This is a genomic window from Specibacter sp. AOP5-B1-6 (assembly GCF_052376555.1).
GTDB lineage: Bacteria > Actinomycetota > Actinomycetes > Actinomycetales > Micrococcaceae > Specibacter.
The window spans coordinates 1-16,985 of sequence record NZ_JBQSVT010000061.1; the positions used below are offsets into that span (position 1 = coordinate 1).

Annotated in this window: 17 protein-coding genes; 12 read left to right on the forward strand and 5 right to left on the reverse strand. The window is 65.1% G+C overall.

The window, feature by feature from the left end:
* The first annotated feature begins 213 nt into the window (after positions 1-213).
* The 5 genes from ACT3TS_RS18555 to ACT3TS_RS18575 all read left to right on the forward strand — a co-directional run bounded on the left by ACT3TS_RS18555 (position 214) and on the right by ACT3TS_RS18575 (position 4,284).
* Positions 214-390, forward strand: coding sequence for a hypothetical protein (locus ACT3TS_RS18555; RefSeq protein WP_444533008.1), 177 nt, complete (start codon positions 214-216; stop codon positions 388-390).
* Between the two features lie 55 nt (positions 391-445).
* Complete coding sequence (locus tag ACT3TS_RS18560; protein ID WP_444533009.1) at positions 446-1,477, forward strand: App1 family protein; 1,032 nt, start codon at positions 446-448, stop codon at positions 1,475-1,477.
* Between the two features lie 94 nt (positions 1,478-1,571).
* Positions 1,572-2,504: a diacylglycerol/lipid kinase family protein gene (locus ACT3TS_RS18565; protein WP_444533010.1), complete on the forward strand. Its 933-nt coding sequence runs from the start codon at positions 1,572-1,574 to the stop codon at positions 2,502-2,504.
* A 73-nt stretch (positions 2,505-2,577) separates the two neighbouring features.
* Positions 2,578-3,387: a DUF1206 domain-containing protein gene (locus tag ACT3TS_RS18570; RefSeq protein ID WP_444533011.1), complete on the forward strand. Its 810-nt coding sequence runs from the start codon at positions 2,578-2,580 to the stop codon at positions 3,385-3,387.
* Between the two features lie 69 nt (positions 3,388-3,456).
* Positions 3,457-4,284 carry an SMP-30/gluconolactonase/LRE family protein gene (locus tag ACT3TS_RS18575; protein WP_444533012.1) on the forward strand — a complete coding sequence of 276 codons (828 nt, stop codon included), beginning with the start codon at positions 3,457-3,459 and terminating at the stop codon, positions 4,282-4,284.
* A gap of 81 nt (positions 4,285-4,365) precedes the next feature.
* Here ACT3TS_RS18575 and ACT3TS_RS18580 read toward each other — a convergent pair whose 3' ends face one another.
* Positions 4,366-6,144: an ABC transporter ATP-binding protein gene (locus ACT3TS_RS18580; RefSeq protein WP_444533013.1), complete on the reverse strand. Its 1,779-nt coding sequence runs from the start codon at positions 6,142-6,144 to the stop codon at positions 4,366-4,368.
* A gap of 87 nt (positions 6,145-6,231) precedes the next feature.
* Positions 6,232-6,873: a zinc ABC transporter ATP-binding protein AztA gene (aztA, locus tag ACT3TS_RS18585; RefSeq protein WP_444533014.1), complete on the reverse strand. Its 642-nt coding sequence runs from the start codon at positions 6,871-6,873 to the stop codon at positions 6,232-6,234.
* Positions 6,874-6,927: 54 nt separating this feature from the next.
* Between aztA and aztB the strand changes: the two genes are divergently transcribed.
* From aztB to aztD, 4 genes are all read left to right on the forward strand, one after another.
* Positions 6,928-7,827 (forward strand): zinc ABC transporter permease AztB, encoded by a 900-nt coding sequence (gene aztB / locus ACT3TS_RS18590; RefSeq protein WP_444533015.1) that lies wholly within the window; start codon positions 6,928-6,930, stop codon positions 7,825-7,827.
* 182 nt (positions 7,828-8,009) lie between these two features.
* Complete coding sequence (locus ACT3TS_RS18595; RefSeq protein WP_444533016.1) at positions 8,010-9,077, forward strand: ABC transporter; 1,068 nt, start codon at positions 8,010-8,012, stop codon at positions 9,075-9,077.
* Positions 9,074-9,997 (forward strand): zinc ABC transporter substrate-binding protein AztC, encoded by a 924-nt coding sequence (aztC, locus tag ACT3TS_RS18600; RefSeq protein WP_444533017.1) that lies wholly within the window; start codon positions 9,074-9,076, stop codon positions 9,995-9,997. The genes ACT3TS_RS18595 and aztC overlap by 4 nt, the downstream gene beginning before the upstream one ends.
* A 38-nt stretch (positions 9,998-10,035) precedes the next feature.
* A complete protein-coding gene (aztD, locus tag ACT3TS_RS18605; RefSeq protein ID WP_444533018.1) occupies positions 10,036-11,277 on the forward strand; it encodes a zinc metallochaperone AztD in 1,242 nt (413 codons plus the stop codon).
* 63 nt (positions 11,278-11,340) lie between these two features.
* On the opposite strand, the gene ACT3TS_RS18610 is transcribed toward aztD, so the two are convergent.
* The gene (locus ACT3TS_RS18610; RefSeq protein ID WP_444533019.1) at positions 11,341-11,808 is read right to left on the reverse strand and encodes a winged helix-turn-helix transcriptional regulator; all 468 of its coding nucleotides are present in this window, start codon (positions 11,806-11,808) and stop codon (positions 11,341-11,343) included.
* Between the two features lie 188 nt (positions 11,809-11,996).
* Here ACT3TS_RS18610 and ACT3TS_RS18615 point away from each other — a divergent pair, with 188 nt between their 5' ends.
* The 3 genes from ACT3TS_RS18615 (at position 11,997) to ACT3TS_RS18625 (ending at position 14,840) form a co-directional block, all read left to right on the forward strand.
* Complete coding sequence (locus ACT3TS_RS18615; RefSeq protein WP_444533020.1) at positions 11,997-12,518, forward strand: PaaI family thioesterase; 522 nt, start codon at positions 11,997-11,999, stop codon at positions 12,516-12,518.
* On the forward strand, positions 12,515-13,777 hold the full coding sequence (locus ACT3TS_RS18620) for an MFS transporter (protein ID WP_444533021.1): 1,263 nt from the start codon (positions 12,515-12,517) through the stop codon (positions 13,775-13,777). Before ACT3TS_RS18615 ends, ACT3TS_RS18620 begins: the two co-directional genes overlap by 4 nt.
* Positions 13,778-13,844: 67 nt before the next feature.
* Complete coding sequence (locus tag ACT3TS_RS18625) at positions 13,845-14,840, forward strand: NADP-dependent oxidoreductase (protein ID WP_444533022.1); 996 nt, start codon at positions 13,845-13,847, stop codon at positions 14,838-14,840.
* A gap of 120 nt (positions 14,841-14,960) precedes the next feature.
* Here the strand turns inward: ACT3TS_RS18625 and ACT3TS_RS18630 are convergent, their stop codons facing one another.
* Together ACT3TS_RS18630 and purU are read right to left on the reverse strand one after the other, a co-directional pair.
* A complete protein-coding gene (locus ACT3TS_RS18630) occupies positions 14,961-15,746 on the reverse strand; it encodes a type 1 glutamine amidotransferase domain-containing protein (protein WP_444533023.1) in 786 nt (261 codons plus the stop codon).
* Positions 15,747-16,159: 413 nt separating this feature from the next.
* Positions 16,160-16,985: formyltetrahydrofolate deformylase (purU, locus tag ACT3TS_RS18635; RefSeq protein WP_444533024.1), on the reverse strand; the 826-nt coding region annotated here is incomplete at its 5' end.

A 16,985-nucleotide genomic window follows, 5' to 3' on the forward strand; every position in this document is an offset into this window, starting at 1 on the left:
CGCCGGTTCCGCCTGAGGATACCCAAACCGCCAAACCGGGCCGTGAAACACCCACCATTCTGAACTGGCTGTCAGTGGACAGCGCAGGACATTCCAGTGGGGATCGGGGCGCCGTGCCCAACTGTCAACGCAACGTGACAGCTGGGGAAAACGCTCGAGGCCGCCCAAGCGCGCGATCTGCACACCTCGAGCTGCTTCGACGAGGACGCTGCCGTGGCAAACGCCACCCGCGGGCGAATCTTCTCCGAGGCCGCTGAGAAGGGACTGCTGATGTTCCCGGCGCACTTCGGCGGGCACGGCGGCTTCAAGGTGGAGAAGTCCGGCGGCTCATTTTCCATCGTGGAGTGGGCCCCGCTCAACGCCATCCAGCCCGTTCACGCTGCCCGATAACGTCGGGCCGGCCGGCAGCTCGCGTCGACGCCGGCGGTTGTGGGACAGTGAAGCCATGGTCACGTTATCGCGCAAACCCCCGGCCCCGGCCTTGCTCGCATCAGTGATGCGCGTGGCCGACGTCCTCCACTCCGTCCGCACCCGCCTGGCCGCCCTCACCGGGGCCGTCCCCACCATCGTCGCCTTCCCCGGCTATGGCAGCACCGGCTGGGTGCGCGTGCTGGCCCGGGTGGTCCTGACGAGCACGTCCGACAACGACACCAAGGGGACGGTGCGCGGCTGGCAGGCCTTCACCACCGTCCCGGTGCGGCACAGCCGGGTGGAGGTGCAAATCGGCGACGTCATCCACCAGGTTCGTGCCGACGGGGGCGGGCTTGTGGACGTGGTCCTGGACTCCGACTTGGCTCCGGGGTGGCACACGGTTGTCCTGCGGAGCCCGGACACCGCCCCGGCCGAGGCCCGCATCCAGGTCATCGATCCGGACGCCACGTTTGGCATCGTCTCCGACATTGACGACACCGTCATGGTCACGGCCCTGCCCAGGCCGCTGCTGGCGCTGTGGAACACCCTTGTCCTCAGCGAGCGCGCACGGACACCAACCCCGGGCATGGCGGTCCTGCTCGACCGCGTCGTTGCCCGGCACCCGGGGGCGCCAATCCTGTACCTTTCCACCGGCGCGTGGAATGTGGCTCCGGCCCTGACACGTTTCCTGGCCCGGAATTTGTACCCCGACGGCGTGCTGCTGCTCACCGACTGGGGGCCAACCCGGCAGCACTGGTTCCGCAGCGGGCCGGACCACAAACACAAGAATTTGGCGCGGCTCGCACAGGAATTTCCCGGCATGCGCTGGCTGCTTGTGGGCGACGACGGACAGCACGACCCGGACATCTACGCCGAGTTTGCACGCACCCACGCGGCGCAGACGGCTGCCATTGCCATCCGCCAACTCTCCGCCGGTGAGGCCATCCTGGCCGGTGGCCGCACGTTCGAGGACTCGGCCAAGTCCGGGCACGGGGCTGTGACGTGGGTTTCGGCACCGGACGGTGCCGGCCTGGCGCAGCAGCTGAAGGTCCACGGCATTCTCTGAATCGGCGCGCGGGCGGGTCCAGCAAGGCCCTCCCACCTGCCATTCGGGCTAGTATTCAAGTCCGGTCTACATTTACGCAAACACGAGGGACGTCATGGCAGAAGAGCAGCTCCGGCAGGACAAACGTGCCGCCGTGGTCATCAATCCGATGAAGGCCCCGGACGAACAGTTCAAGGCAAACTTTTTCCAGCTGTGCGCGGAGGCCGGATGGGCCGAGCCGCTGTGGCTGGAAACCTCGAAAGAGGACCCAGGCGCCGGCCAAACCCGGCAGGCCTTGGAGGCAGGGGTCGACGTCGTCCTGGCAGCGGGCGGGGACGGCACCGTGCGTGCTGTTGCCGAGATACTCGCCGGCACGGACATGGCGATGGGTTTGGTGCCCTTGGGAACCGGCAACCTGCTGGCCCGCAACCTCGGCATTGACGTGACGGATCCGCTCAACGCGGCCAAGGACTCTCTGAACGGATCCGAAGCCAAGATCGACGTCGTCAGGGCCGTCATTGACCATGGCAGGCACGAGCAGCTGTTCCTGGTTGCCGCAGGGCTTGGCTACGACGCTGCCATCATGGGCGGCACCGTCGACGGGCTCAAGGACCGGGTGGGGTGGCTGGCCTACGTCGAAGCCGGCATTCGGCACCTGCCGGGCAAGCCGGTCTCCGCGACAGTGACCATCGACGGGCAGCGCCCGGTCCGCAGCAAAGTCCGCAGTGTGATGGTGGGCAACTGCGGCAAGCTAATGGGCGGTGTGCAGATCTTCCCGGACGCGTCAGTCACCGACGGCATTCTGGACCTGCTGATCCTGGCGCCGCGCGGCCGTTTTGGGTGGCTGAACGTCATCACCGGTATTTTCAGCAGGGGCCGGAACAAAAACAAGTCCCTGCAAAGCCACTCGGGCAGGACTGCGGAAATCGCCCTGGACCAGCCACAGGAATTCCAGCTCGACGGCGACCATGCGGGCCAGGCATCCCACCTGTTGGTCAGCGTCGAACCGCTGGCCCTGACCATCAGAATGACGGGTTCGCCGGAGTAGCAGGGCTGGACAATGCCATGAAGGAGCACCAGATGATCCACAAGGACGCATCGAATCCGCAGAAGGACGGCTTGTGAGGGCCGGCCGGGAGGCCCGGCGCACCGCCAGTCGGGCAGGAAACAGCCGGGTCCTGGGCACTGTCGCCAGGATCGGCTTCGCGGCCAGCGGCCTGATGCATTTGCTCATGGGATACCTGGCCATCCGTGTTGCCCGCCACCAAGGCGGCGAGTCGGACCAGTCCGGTGCCTTTGCGCAGGTGGCGAAGCTGCCCGGCGGGACGGTTATCTTGTGGGTCGCTGTCACAGGCCTCGCGGCCCTGGCTTTGTGGTATCTCCTGCAAGCCGGGCTTGGCATCGGATCTTCGTCCAAGAAGCGGTGGGGCCACAGCCTGGCTTTGCTCGGCAATGGCGTCGCCTATGCCGCCCTTGCCTCCACCGCTTTGTCGTTGGTGCTCCGGAATCCAACAGACTCAAGCTCCAGCAGCAGCCAGGCCAGCGGGACCATCCTCTCGCTTCCCGGCGGGCAGTGGCTGCTCATCCTCGTTGGCCTCATCACGGCCGGTGTTGGCTGTTACTTCGTGTACAAGGGTGCGCGAAGGAAGTTTCGCGATGACCTCGTCATGCCTGCAGGCCCCGCAGGGAAGGCCGTGGCGGCGCTGGGGATTACAGGACACATCGCGAAAGGCATCGCCATCTTTACGCTCGGCGTACTCTTCGTCGTTGCCGCCGTCAAGGTGAACCCCGAAGACGCCGCCGGCCTGGACGGTGCCTTGAAAGCTCTCACCGCACTGCCATTCGGGGAAGGCATCTTGATCTTCATCGGTGTGGGGCTCGGTGCCTACGGCCTGTACTGCTTTGCCCGGGCCTGGTTGGCCCGGCTTTGACGCTTTGAACCGCCGGATGGCGCAATCCCCCGGTTCCCCCACCCATCGTCAGCAGAGAAAGTGTACAAAATGATCCACTCCCCCTGGCAGCCCATCAGCGCGTCCCGGCTCGAGCTGGGCGAAGGCCTGCGCATGCTTGACGGCGTCGTCCATTGGGTCGACCTCTTGCGCGGCGAGCTCTACTCGTGGACACCGGGTTCCGGACAGAAAGGCGCCTTGCTGCGCACCTTCGATGCCCCGCTGGGCTTCGTCGAAAAAGCACCCGACGGGCGGTTGATCGGTGCGGTTGGGACCGGGCTGTCGTGGCTTCGCGACGATGGGCCCGCTGTCGAAATCGCCGCCCCCGGGCTCGACAGCACCCGGCACCGCGTCAATGACGGCTGCTTCGCCCCGGACGGATCATGCTGGTTCGGCACCATGGTGCACGACGGGTCCACACCCGAAGGCCGCGTCTGGCGCTGGGACCCCGAGACCGGGCACGTCACATCCATCTTGAGCGGGCTCGACATCCCCAACGGCCCAATCTTCCTGCCGGAAATCCAGGCAATGCTCATCGGTGACACCGTGGCCGGACAGATTCTGAGCACCAGCACCGTGCCCGGTTCCAGTGTTGAACTGTTCACCAAGGTCGACGGCGGATCCCCTGACGGCATGCACGTGGCCCGCGACGGCTGCCTCTGGAACGCCGTGTGGGGCGGGAACCGCCTGGACGTGTATGGTCCGGGCGACCGCTCCCCCAAGCCGGTGGCACTGCCTGTTTCGCAGCCCACCAGCGTCGTCCTCACGGCAGACCCTGATCCGCTTGTCATCGTCACCAGCGCCTCCGTCGGATTGGCGGCACCCGCAGAGCTGGACGGGTTCACACTTGCGGCTCCGCTCTCAGAGCTCCAGCTCTAACTCCGCAGCCAGGACCAAACCAGCACGCCTCCGGCTGCCTGCCCGACTACGCCGGCGGGACTTGCTAGTCGAGGGGCGCGCTCAGCCGTTGGAACCAACTTGGGCTTCGTGCAGTTGCGCGTACCGGCCCGACGTCGCCAGCAGCTGGTCATGGGTGCCGACCTCGACGATTTGCCCGTTCTCGAGCACGACGATGCGATCGGCCTGCCTGATGGTGGACAGTCGATGGGCGACGACCAGAGTCGTCCTCCCCTGCATCAGCCGGCCAAGGGCTACCTTGACGAGTTGTTCCGACTCGGGATCGAGGGCACTGGTCGCCTCGTCCAGCAGCAGGATCCGCGGGTCACGCACCAGTGCCCGGGCGATGGCCAGCCGCTGGCGCTGCCCGCCCGAAAGTCTCGCGCCGCGTTCGCCGACGATGGTGTCCCAGCCTTCGGGCTGGGCTTGGACGAAGTCCAGCACGTTGGCGTCCTGCAAAGCGGTGCGAATGCGCTCGTCCTCGAGATGTGGGAGGCCATAGGCAATATTGTCCCGGATTGTGCCCTCGAACAGGACGGATTCCTGCGGCACCACCGAAACGAAGCGACGGGCCGTTCGCAGGTCCAACAGCTGCATGTCGACACCATCGAGCAGGATCCGTCCCGTGGTGGGGCGGACAAATCCCAACACCAAATTCAGCAGCGTTGATTTTCCGGAACCCGAAGACCCGACGAAGGCCACCGTCTCACCAGCCTGGATGTCGAGGTCAATTTCATGGATGGCGTCAACCTCGGCGTCGGAGTACCGCTGGCTCACCCGGTCCAGCTGCACCTTGCCGGTCACGTCCTTGACGGGCAGCTTGCCTTCATTTTGTTCGATGTCCGGATCCTGCAATACCTCGGCAATGGAGCGCACTGACTCGAGCCCGCGAGCTCCCACCGGAATCAGCATCAGGAGCTGGGTCAATCCTTGGGTCAGCAGGGCAAAGTAGCTCGACAGCATGACGACTTTGCCGGCCGTGATCGGAAGGATTCCGGTGAGGGAAAAGATGGCGGCCAACATGAGGCAGCCAACACCGAGCAGTTGCATGGTGACCCAGGAGATCGAGGCGACATGGCCGTTGAGCATGTCAAGGCGCAGGCCTGCCCGCTTCACGCCGTCAGCGCTGGTCGAGACGCGGGTGACCGCTGTCTGTTCCAGGCCGTGCGCCCTCGTAACGGGGATCAGTGAGGCCATTTCCCCGACTCGCGCCGAGAAGCCTTCAATTTCGTGGCGGAACGTCTCATTGCGGGTGCGCGACCGGTTTCGCATGCCAAAGCGGATGCCAATCGCGATGGGCACCGTGAGTGCGTAGACCGGAAGGAATTGCGGCACGGCAATCGCCGTCATCGTTATGGCCCCTGTCATCACCATGATCGAGGACAGCAATGGATGGGTCATCTGCTGGAGCATCAGCTCGACGTTTTCGACATCCCGCACGACCTTGGTCTGCACGATCGAAGAGTTCACACGCGTGTGGTAACCGATCGACAAACTCTGCAGGCGGGCGGCCAGAACGTTGCGCAGTTCGGATCCGGTGTCGCGCACCACGGTCATGAAATTGCGTGTGTAAACAATGTGGTTTGGGTAGTTCTGTATGAGCAGCACCGCGGCGAGCAGACTCCACCACAGCACCGATTCCACTTCACCGCCAACCGTCACAACGTCAATGATGGCCGCTGTGATGACCGGCAGAAACCACAGCGGGATCTCCTTCAACGCGAAGGCGAACAGGGCCAACACCATCCGTCTGGGCCGCCGCAGCAGGAGCCGGACGACCGATCGGACCGGATGGGCTCCACTCACTACGGCGGCAGGCTTGGAAAGCGCTTTCTTTGGCATGGCATCAACTGTACAAGCGAACGCAGGGCCGCAACGACACTGTTCAGCGTCCCGCCCAGCAGCCCCGCCCGTCGGCGCACCCGGAAACTAGCTGACCCGCCTGCCGCCCGCCAGCGAAATCACCGCGTCGGCGGCAGCAATCGAGTCCTCGTCATGACTGACACAGGCGACCGCAGCGCCGCGGCGCGCTTCCTCGGCGAGCATGACCCTCGTGCGTTCCCGGCTCTCGGCATCGAGGCCCGCCGCAGGTTCATCGAGGAGGAAGATGCGCGCCCGGCGGGCAATGCCCTGGGCGAGCAACGCGCGTTGGCGCTGGCCGCCGGAAAGGCCATTGAAGGGAGCCGCCGCGAAATCGGCAAGTTGGACGCGGTCCAGGGCCTCAGCAACCCGAGCCCTTCGCTCCTTGGCATCGATTTTCCGTGAACCTCGCGGTGAAACACCCCAGGTCCCCATCGTGACCACTTCGCGGACGGTGAGGGGCAATGAGTCCGGGGTGGTCACCCGCTGGACCACCAAGGCCACCTCCGCGGCGCGTTCCACCGCGCCCGTCAGTGGCTGGCGGACTCCCGCAAGGATCTCGATGAGAGTTGATTTGCCGGCGCCGTTGGGCCCGGCGATGGCCGTAACGCTGCCCCAGGGCAAGTCGACATTGACATCAACAAGAACGGGAAGGTCACCGAAGGCAAAGGACAGGTCTCGCCCGCGCAGGGCATAGTCGGAAGTAATCACACCTCCACTCTACCCCCATTTGATAATCATTCTCATTATCATTAGTCTGATGTCATGCATTGGCTTATGGAACCTTTCTCCGCAGACTTCTTTCTGCGAGCGCTGCTCGGCGGCGCCCTCGTGGCGATCATCTGCGGGGTGGTGGGGACCTGGGTTGTTGTCCGTGGCATGGCATTCCTTGGCGAAGCGATTGGCCACGGCATGCTCCCCGGTGTTGCGCTGGCAACGATTGCCGGGGCTCCCGCCGTCGTGGGCGGTGCGATAAGCGCCATCGTCATGAGCGCACTGATCAGCGCGCTGCAGCGACGTGGCCGCCTGTCGTATGACACGAGCATCGGCCTGCTGTTTGTTGCCATGCTGTCCCTTGGGGTCATCGTTGTCTCCCACTCCCGGTCCTTCGCCACCGATGCAACGGCAATGCTTTTCGGTGACATCCTCGCCCTGGACACCGGGAACCTGATGGGCCTGCTGGTCGCCGCGATCGCCACGATCGTTGTTGCCGCGGTTCTGCACCGCAGCTTCACCGCCGCGGCGTTCGACACCCGCATTGCCCTCACCCTTGGGCTCCGTCCCCACATCGCGCAGCTGTCCCTGGTGGGTTTGGTGACGCTTGCCGTGGTTTCCTCCTACCAAGCCGTCGGGTCCTTGCTGGTCGTTGGCTTGCTGCTGGCGCCGGCCGTCGCAGCCACCCCATGGACAGCCAGCACCCCCACCCGCATGGTTGCCGCATCCGTGGTCGGCATGCTCGCCGTCGGCCTGGGTCTGCTTTGTTCCTGGTACGCAGGCACGGCGGCTGGAGCCTCCATTGCCGCGGCCGCCATCGCCTTGGCCGCACTCTCGAATGCGGCGGCAAGCCTCAGCGCGATGCGGCGCCGCCCGGCGATGGCCAGCCGGGAACACACCACAAACGAACCCACTCCCCTGCCCGTTTCCGCGTCACTCTCTGGAAAGTAGCAAAGACCATCCGAACATCAAAAGCGGTACTGGCCGCCCTCATTCTTCTTGCCCTCGCGGGCTGCAGCAGTCCACCCGCCTCGCAACCTGACGCGAGCGCATCTGCCCGACCTGGGCACGGCGAGTCTGGGCACGGCGAGATCACCGGCGCAGCCCAAGTCGCTGAACCACAGCTCCAGCTGGTGGCCATCGACGCCGCGGGCAAGGCCGCCATGCTGGATCTCCTCAACGGCACGGAGACCCAGCTGGGGACTGTGCAGCCGCCGGAGCGTGTCACCAGTGATGGGCGCTATGTTTTCGCGGCCAATGCCAACGGCGTGGAGATCATTGACAGCGGCGTGTGGACGTGGGATCACGTGGACCACTTCCACTACTACCGGGGCGAACCCGCGGCGCTCGGCACAGTCGCCGGCGGGGGCACGGCGGCCGTCGCCACGGGGCTGCTCTCCACGGCCGGCTCCACGGGCATGTTCTTCCCGTCCTCCGGCACCGCCGTTCTTCTCGATAACGCGGCCCTCTCGGATGGCACAATTTCCAAGACGCTCCGCCTGGACGTTGAACCGCACGCCGGCATCATCGCTCCCCTGGGCGACGGCGCAGTCGTCACCGAAGCCGACGAAAGCGGAACGGCCGCCCGGCTGCGCGCTGTTGACGCCAGCGGCAAGGAACTGGCGACGGCGGATTGTCCCGCTGCCGCCGGAACCATCACCACCCGGGTGGGGCTCGTCGTCGGATGTGCCGACGGCGCGGTGGTCGCCACCAGCGATGGGGCGGCGCCGCTGCTGGAGCATGTCCCCTACCCGGCCGGGGCGGCCGCCCCGGCAACGGAATTCGACGCTCGCAAGGGCCGCCCCACCGTGGCCGGCATCGGGACGGACGCCGGGGTGTGGCTGCTCAACACCCGCGAGCAGACGTGGGACTGGCTGCCCACCGACACCCCCGTGCTCGCCGCTGCCGCCGTGGACGACGACGCCGGGCACGTCGTCGTCGTCGCTACCGACGGCACCGTCCAGGTGTATGACGAAAGCACGAAGGAGCGCATGGCAACGACGAAGCCGCTGATGCCCAAAACCCTGGCCAGCCCGGAGCTGGCGGGGAAGGTCGAGCTCACCGTTGACGGCGGGCGGGCCTACGTCAGCGCACCGGCGGAGGGTGTGGTGTTTGAGATTGACTTCGCCGATGGCGCCCGCATCGCCCGGACCCTTGAGTTGCCGACGCAGCCTGTGCACCTTGTGGAGACCGGCCGATGAGGCGTTCGCTGCTGCTGGCCATCGCGGCGGTGACAGCCTTGATCGTGTCGGGGTGCTCGCCAACGGCGCCGGCGCAGGGTCCGTCTGAGGGACCGCAGATTGTGGTCACCACGAACATTCTGGGCGATGTGACCCGGCAGGTGCTTGGCGGCCAGGCAACCGTGACCACGCTGATGCAGCCCGAGGCCGACCCGCACTCCTTTGAAATTTCCGCCCGGCAGGCGGCCGGGATGGGGGATGCGGATCTGGTGGTCTCCAATGGCTTGGGCCTGGAGGAAGGCCTGCAGCAGCACCTCGACAGGGCGGCCGCGGCCGGCGCCCCGATGCTGGTCGCCGGTGACGAGGTCGACGTCGTGCCCTACAGTTCCGGGGAAGCGGAAGGTGCGCCGGACCCCCATTTCTGGACCGATCCGGCAGCGATGCTCAGCGTCGTCAACGCCATCGAGGCGGCCGCAGCCAGGATCGACGGGGTCGACGCCGGGAAGCTGGCCGTCAGCGCGGACGCCTACCGCGCCCAGCTGGCGGAACTCGATGCCGAGATGACAACGGCCTTCGCCGCACTCCCATCGGAGCGCCGGGCCCTGGTCACCAACCACCACGTCTTTGGCTACCTCGCGGCACGGTTCGATTTCCGGGTCATCGGGGCCGTCATTCCCGGCGGAACGACGCTCGCCGCACCCAGCGCCGCCGATCTGCGCCAGCTCAGCGACGCCATCAGCAGCGCCGGCGTGCCCACCATTTTCGCCGAATCATCCCAACCCGACCGGCTGGTGCAGGTCCTTGCCAGCGAGGCCGGCATCGATGTGAAAGTCCGCGAACTGTTCACGGAATCACTGAGCCGCCCCGACGGTGCGGCGCCAACGTATGTGGACATGATGCGCACCAACACCCAACGCATCGTCCAGGGGCTCGCGCCCTGATCACGCTCACACAACTGCACTTGCACCCAACAATGAAAATGAGGAATCAGCACATGCTCCGTCAAAGAAATACCCGCTTGGGAGTCACCGCCGCCATCGCCGGGATCCTGCTTGTGGCCACTGGCTGCGCCAACGGTTCGGGCACCCCCGGCGCCGTGGCCGAAGCCTCAGGCGCCGCCGCTTCTGCGTCTGCGTCTGCTGATGGAAACGGCCGCGTCGCCGTTTCCCACGAGGGCGGCATCAGTGTCCTCGATGGAAAGACGCTCGAGCCCGTCAAGACGTTTGACTCGGAAGAGTTCACTCGGCTTAGCGCCGCCGGAGACGGCAGGCACGTCTTCGTCACCACAACGGCCGGTTTTCAGCTGCTGGACATGGCCGAGCCCAAGCTCACCGAGCTGGTGGTCGATGCAACGGCTCCGGGCCATGTGGTCCGGCACGCAGGCAACACTGTCCTGTTCGACGACGGAACGGGCACCACCACCATCATGAAATCCTCGGACCTCGCCACCATCAACGGGGCCCTGCCGAAGACTCAAACGCACACCGCCGAATCACCCCACCACGGCGTATCAATTGTGTTGGAGGACGGGACGCTTCTCACCACGCTGGGAGACGAGACCGGTCGGCCCGGAGCCGTCGCTTTGGATGCTCACGAGGACCACTGGCACTCAGTCGCGGAGAGCAGGGACTGCCCGGGAATTCACGGTGAAGGCACCGCTGCCGATGAGGCGGTGGTCTTCGGGTGCGAGGATGGTGCGCTGATGTACCACCACGGAAAATTCGAGAAGTTCACCGCTCCGGACAAGTACGGCCGGATGGGGAACGCGTTCGTCTCCGAAACCAGCCCGATCGTGGTTGGCGACTACAAGAATGATCCAGACGCCGAAGGCTACCTCCTGAACTCGGTGGCCCTGATCGATACCGAGAAGCACAGCTTCAACGTGGTCAAGCTTCCCGACACCGTCAACTACACCTTCCGGGACGTGGCACGGGGTCCCGGGGACCAGGCCTACATTCTGTCCACGAACGGATCCATTCACGTGCTGGACCCCACCAACGGAAAGATCGTCAATGAATTCCCCGTGATCGACGCTTGGGAGGGCCCGGCCGAGTGGCAGGACGCCCACCCGGCCATCATGGTCAACGGCGACACCGCCTATGTCACGGAACCCGCCACCAGCACGATTCACTCGGTGGACCTCACCACCGGCAAGATCACTGCGTCCAATAAAATGGACGTTGTCCCCAACGAAATCGCCGTCACCGTCGGAGCCCACTGACCCCTCTCAGCAAGGCGGCTGCAGCATCCTTCGGGGTGCTGCAGCCGCCCAAAATTGCTTGGGTCAGGGCGTGGTCACGCGAACGAACCCTACGTTCTCGTTGGTTTCGATCGTTCCACCCGCACTGACCAAACTTGCCCGCACCCGATGCTGGCCGTCCCGGGTCACCGGCAGCACGGCTGATCCTTGCTCTCGCGGGAGGTGTGCTTCGCCCCATTGCTGCATTGCTATCAGCACGACCTTCAGCTCACTGCCCGCTGCGGTCAGTTCGTAGGCATAGCGCGTGCGTTGCCCTGGCTCCCTGTAGGGGACCTTTTCCAGGACCCCGTGCTCAACCAGTGCGTCCAGTCGCGCGCTGAGCACGTCGGTGGCGATGCCCAACGAATCCCGAAATTGAGCGAAGGTGCGCCTGCCCAGGTGGGCCTCTCGCAACAGGAGAAAGCTCCATGAATCGCTGAGCACCCCCAGACTGCGCGCGATGGCACATTGGCCTGTCAATGCGTCACTCAAAGCTTGCGACGTTCTCGGCATGTTTCAATCCTAGTTCTGGGCTGGGTTGCTATAACAAAGCTAGCACCAATAGGATCAAGGCGTGCGCTGCGTGGCTTGCCATTCATCATGGAGGTGACGGGTGCGCTGCAGCACGTCGATCTGGTGCCGATTGCTTGTCCCCGGCGCTTGGGAATCCGCTCTCTTATCGATCACCCGAAGGAACGCAAATGACTTCACTGCCCGGTCCCTTGACGAACCGTTCGCGCACCATCCGATTCCACACCCCCGAAGCAGACAAGACGAAGCTGTTCGAACGGACGGGGCTCGAGCAGTTGCGTGCACTGGCCGACGGCCGGACCCCACCACCCCCGATCAGCAGCCATGTTGGGCTGGAATTCGTTTCCGTCGCCGAGGGCGTTGTGGTGATGACGGCACAGCCTGACGAGTCGCATTACAACCCGATCGGCTCGGTCCACGGCGGATTCTTTGCGACGGTTCTTGACTCGGTGTGCGGGTGTGCCGTGCACAGCACCCTGCCTGCAGGAGTCGGCTATACGAGCCTGGAGATCAAGGTCTCGTTCCTGCGGCCAATCACCGCCGGAACCGGCGCCGTCACCGCCCACGGCTGGGTCACCCGCCGCGGCAAGACCGCCGCCTTCGCCGAAGCCGACATCCGCGACAGTGACGGCAAGGTGTTGGCCACCGCCTCGAGCACCTGCCTGATCATCCACCCGAAACCCACCCCGTGACCCGACTGAGCGCGGTCCTGCCAGGGAATCCACCCACTCCCCACCGCCGAATGGGCAGGCGTGGGGCATTCTGGGCGTCGGCATCCGTGCTCGCCTTGGTGCTCTGGTCCTCCGGCGCCCCCAGCACTCTGTACCCGATCTACGCGGCACAGTGGGGCCTGAGCCCGCTCATCGTCACCACCGTGTTTGCGAGCTACCCGCTCACTCTGCTCGCAGTCCTGCCAATCTTTGGGAACCTTTCCGACCGCTTTGGACGACGGCGAGTCATGATTGCCGGCGTCGCGCTCATCGCCGCCTCGGCCCTTGTCTTCGCGATCGCCCCCAACGTGGCATTCCTGTTCGCCGGGCGCGTGCTGCAGGGCGCCGGCGCCGGACTGGCGATGGGCGCAGGGACCGCAGCGCTGATGGAAAACAACACCAGCAACAGTCCCCGTTTCGCCAGCTCCATGGCGACCGTGGCCACCGCGACCGGACTCACCTTGGCCCTCATCGTCAGCGGAACGCTGGCGCAGTTCGTCCCGATGCCCCTGTTCTGGAGCTACATCGTCCTGCTCATACTCTCCTTCGCATCAATCGCGGCGCTGATGCGTGCACCGGACGACAAACCCGTCCATGCCCAACGGTGGCGGCCCCAGGCGCCCAGCGTGCCCCGGGGCATTCGACGTCGTTTCTCCATCGCCACCATGTCGGTCACCCTCGCCTATTGCGTCGGTGCGATTTTCCTCTCGCTCGGCGCGCACATGATCGCCCAGTTCACCCACGCCGGGAACACCGCGGTCGTCGGCGTGCTCTTGGGGTGCTCGGCGGCGGCCATCGGCATCACCGCACTTTTCCTGTCCCGCGTCCCGGCATACGCCTCGGTCTGGGCCGGTGCAGCCCTGACGATCCTCAGCCTCGCGCTCATGACCGCCGCCAGCACCTTCGGATCCATCACCCTCTTCCTCGGCTGGTGCATTGTCGGCGGGATCGCCTACTCCTTCACGTTCACCGGAGGGCTCGGCCTCATCAACCAGGCCGCTCCTGCACGTCACCGCGGCGCCACACTGTCCCTGCTCTATTTGATCGCCTACGCCTTGCAAGCAGGCACCGCCATCGGCGTTGGTGCACTGGCAACAGCCGGCACCCTCGGTGCCGCAGTCGGCATCGCCGCCCTTGCCCTGGCAGGGCTGAGTGCTTCCCTGATCATTCTCATGATCGTCGACATCAAGCAGCGAAGAGCTGTTCCCAATCCTTCACCAAACTTGCCCAAACACACGTGACCAGCCGCGGCCCGGAGACCGCGCAGCCACGATTGGCACACATCATCAACCATGCAGGAGGCGTGCCGTGAAGGCGTTCGTTATCAATCGGTACAAGGGTCCTTTGGAGGCTGCGGAAGTGCCCGAGCCCGAAGTCGGCGAGCGCGAGGTCCTTGTTCACGTGCGCGCTGCGGGGCTCAACCAGCTGGATGAGAAAATCAGAACCGGCGAGTTCAAGCAGATACTTCCCTACAAGTTTCCGCTGGTCCTTGGCCACGACGTTGCTGGTGTCGTACTCCGCGTTGGCGCGAAGGTGCAGGCGTTCAAGCCCGGTGATGAGGTTTATGGGCGGCCCCGCAAGGACAGCATTGGCTCATTTGCTGAGCGCATCTCCGTGCCCGAAGCGGATCTTGCGCTCAAACCCGTCACGATCAGCTTCGAGGAAGCAGCTTCCCTGCCGCTGGCGGCCTTGACCGCATGGCAGGCTCTCATCGTGCGGGGCAATGTCCAGCCCGGCCAAAGAGTCCTTGTTCATGCCGGTGCCGGCGGGGTGGGGTCGATCGCCATCCAGCTTGCCAAACATCTCGGTGCGACCGTCGCGACCACTGTCAGCGCCGCCAATGTGGACTTCGCGCGGGAGCTTGGCGCGGACACCGTCGTTGACTACCGAAACGAAGACTTCGAACAGCGACTTTCAGACTACGACCTGGTGCTGGACAGCCTGGGTGGGGAGAACCTCAAGAAGTCACTGCGTGTTTTGCGGCCGGGCGGCAAGGCGATCGGCATCTCCGGGCCGCCGGACCCGGCTTTTGCCCGCGAAGCCGGTCTCAACCCGGTGCTTCGTCTGGCGATCGCCGGGCTCAGCGCCGGCATCAGGCGCCAGGCCGGGAAGCTTGGCGTGAGCTACGAATTCATGTTCATGCACGCCAGCGGCGAGCAGCTGGGCCAGATCACGCCCCTCGTTGATGAGGGCATCATTCGTCCGGTCGTGGGTCGAATTCTCCCCTTTGAACGGACCGTTCAAGCACTTCAGGAAATCGACAAGGGCGGCGTCCGTGGCAAGACGGTGATCAGCGCGCCCTGACCGTGCTGTTGCGATGGAGCGGGCGCCGCCCCTCGACAGGGACGGCGCCCGCTCCAGCATCCAGAGACTTCAACATTCCGCCAGCACAAACACGCCATTGGAGCAGAAGTTCGGCCGGAATTAGTGCTCCGGGTTGGAGCTCGCCGCCGCTGCCGCCGCGGCCGCCTTCTCGGCATCCTTGTGCGCGCGCAATTCTTCCGCTTCATGCTGCTCTTCAGCCTTTTCCTGGTGAATTACCTCGGCCAAAAGCTTCTCCATCTCCTTGGCGACTCCGGCTGCGGACGCCGGGTTCTGCCCGGTGACGAGCCTCTCGTCCACCACGACCTTCTCTTCGAAGACGTCAGCGGAGACGTGGGTGGCACCCTGCTCCTCGAGCCGGTCGACCAGGAAGAACGGGATCACCTTGTCCTTGCCTGCGGCCACTTCTTCGTCATTGGTGAACGCCGCCACCTTCCTGCCGTTGACGAGGTGGATCCCGTTCTCCAGCCTCACGTTGATCAGGCCCGCGGGCCCGTGGCAGACAGCACCAACCACGCCACCGGTGTTGTAGACGCTGGCGACCAGACGCTGCAGGCCCTCACTGTCGGGGAAGTCCCACATGGTGCCGTGGCCGCCCACCAGGTAGACGGCGTCGTACTGGGCAGGATCGACGACGTCGACGCGGGCCGTGTTGTACAGGCCGGCACGGGTGGTCTCGTCCTCGGTGAAGGCCACTTGAATGGGATCGCTCCGGTCCACATCATCACGCGGTGGCTGGCCGCCCTGAATGGAGGCAAAGTCGACGAAATGCCCGGAATCCTTGAACACCTTCCAGGGATGCGCAGCCTCGGCCACGTTGTACCCCGTGGTCTCCCCCGTATCGCCGATCTTGGAAACGCTGGTCAAAACCATGAGAATTTTCTTCATGAAAAGCTCCTTTCGTCCACTTTCACCATAGGCCGGTGCCGGGCGTCATGGCTAGGACCGCCTTTTGGGCGCGTCGCGGCCCCGTTTTAGGCAGGGCATCCGCGGGCTCCCGACATGAGCAGGGCCAGCGCTGACGGCGGCCACGAGGTCATGACGTGATGCCAGCGGCTACGACCAGTACCCGAGCGGAAACTCCGCGATGATCACGGAAAGCAGGAACGACGCCGAGATCGCCACGATTCCCAGCACTGAGCTGCCTAGAGCACCAATGGCGCCGCACGGTCGCTGTATCGTCCCGCACATCCTCATTCGCGCCTGCCCAATCAAGGCGATTTCAGCCGCATGAGCGCGTCGGGGAGCATGCCCAGCAACCGGTGACGGCGGGCTTTGAGTCCGTCACCGGCGGCACACCGCTAACGCAACACGATGGTCCGGTTGCCCTGGAGGATCACGCGACCTTCGCAGTGCCAGCGCACGGCGTTGCTCAATGCCTTGCACTCGGTGTCCCGGCCTGCGGCCACCAGGTCCTCCGGGCCAAAGGTGTGGTCCACCTCGACGACCTGTTGGGAGATGATGGGCCCCTCGTCCAGTTCGCTGTTGACGTAGTGCGCCGTGGCCCCGACCGTCTTCACCCCGCGCGCATACGCCTGGTGGTAGGGCTTGGCACCCTTGAAGGAGGGCAGGAATGAATGGTGGATGTTGATGGCCCGCCCGTCCAGCCGGCGGGTGAGCTGGTCGCTAAGCACCTGCATGTACCGCGCCAACACCACCAGTTCGACGTCGAACTCCGCCACCAGCTCCAGCAGCCGGGTCTCCGCGGCCGGTTTCGTCGCGGCGGTGACGGGGACATGGAAGAACGGGATGCCATGCCATTGTGCCAACCGCTGGTGGTCCGGGTGGTTGGAGACCACGGCCACCACCTCCACGGGCAGTTCTCCGGTGCGGGTCCTGAACAACAAGTCGTTCAGGCAGTGCTCAAACTTGGACACCATGATCAGCACGCGGCGCTTTTCGCCGTGCGGGCGCAGCTCCCACCGCATGGCGTGCCGGGCAGCCAGCGGCTCAAAGTCTGCCCGCAGGCGGGCCAGGGATTCCTCCCCGGCCGGGGCGCTGAAGTGCAGGCGCATGAAGAAGCACCCGTCCGGTTCGTCCCGCCCGAGGGCCCCCTGGAGGTGCAGGCGGTCGCTGAACTGGCGGTTGTCGATGATGTCGGCGCCGTGCTTGAGCAGGACTCCCGAG

Bases quoted from the DNA above. Each gene is read 5' to 3' on its own strand.
- ACT3TS_RS18560 (WP_444533009.1), top strand. From the start codon at position 446: ATGGTCACGTTATCGCGCAAACCCCCGGCCCCGGCCTTGCTCGCATCA.
- ACT3TS_RS18565 (WP_444533010.1), top strand. From the start codon at position 1,572: ATGGCAGAAGAGCAGCTCCGGCAGGACAAACGTGCCGCCGTGGTCATC.
- ACT3TS_RS18575 (WP_444533012.1), top strand. From the start codon at position 3,457: ATGATCCACTCCCCCTGGCAGCCCATCAGCGCGTCCCGGCTCGAGCTG.
- ACT3TS_RS18580 (WP_444533013.1), bottom strand. From the start codon at position 6,144: ATGCCAAAGAAAGCGCTTTCCAAGCCTGCCGCCGTAGTGAGTGGAGCC.
- aztB (WP_444533015.1), top strand. From the start codon at position 6,928: ATGCATTGGCTTATGGAACCTTTCTCCGCAGACTTCTTTCTGCGAGCG.
- aztC (WP_444533017.1), top strand. From the start codon at position 9,074: ATGAGGCGTTCGCTGCTGCTGGCCATCGCGGCGGTGACAGCCTTGATC.
- aztD (WP_444533018.1), top strand. From the start codon at position 10,036: ATGAGGAATCAGCACATGCTCCGTCAAAGAAATACCCGCTTGGGAGTC.
- ACT3TS_RS18610 (WP_444533019.1), bottom strand. From the start codon at position 11,808: ATGCCGAGAACGTCGCAAGCTTTGAGTGACGCATTGACAGGCCAATGT.
- ACT3TS_RS18615 (WP_444533020.1), top strand. From the start codon at position 11,997: ATGACTTCACTGCCCGGTCCCTTGACGAACCGTTCGCGCACCATCCGA.
- ACT3TS_RS18630 (WP_444533023.1), bottom strand. From the start codon at position 15,746: ATGAAGAAAATTCTCATGGTTTTGACCAGCGTTTCCAAGATCGGCGAT.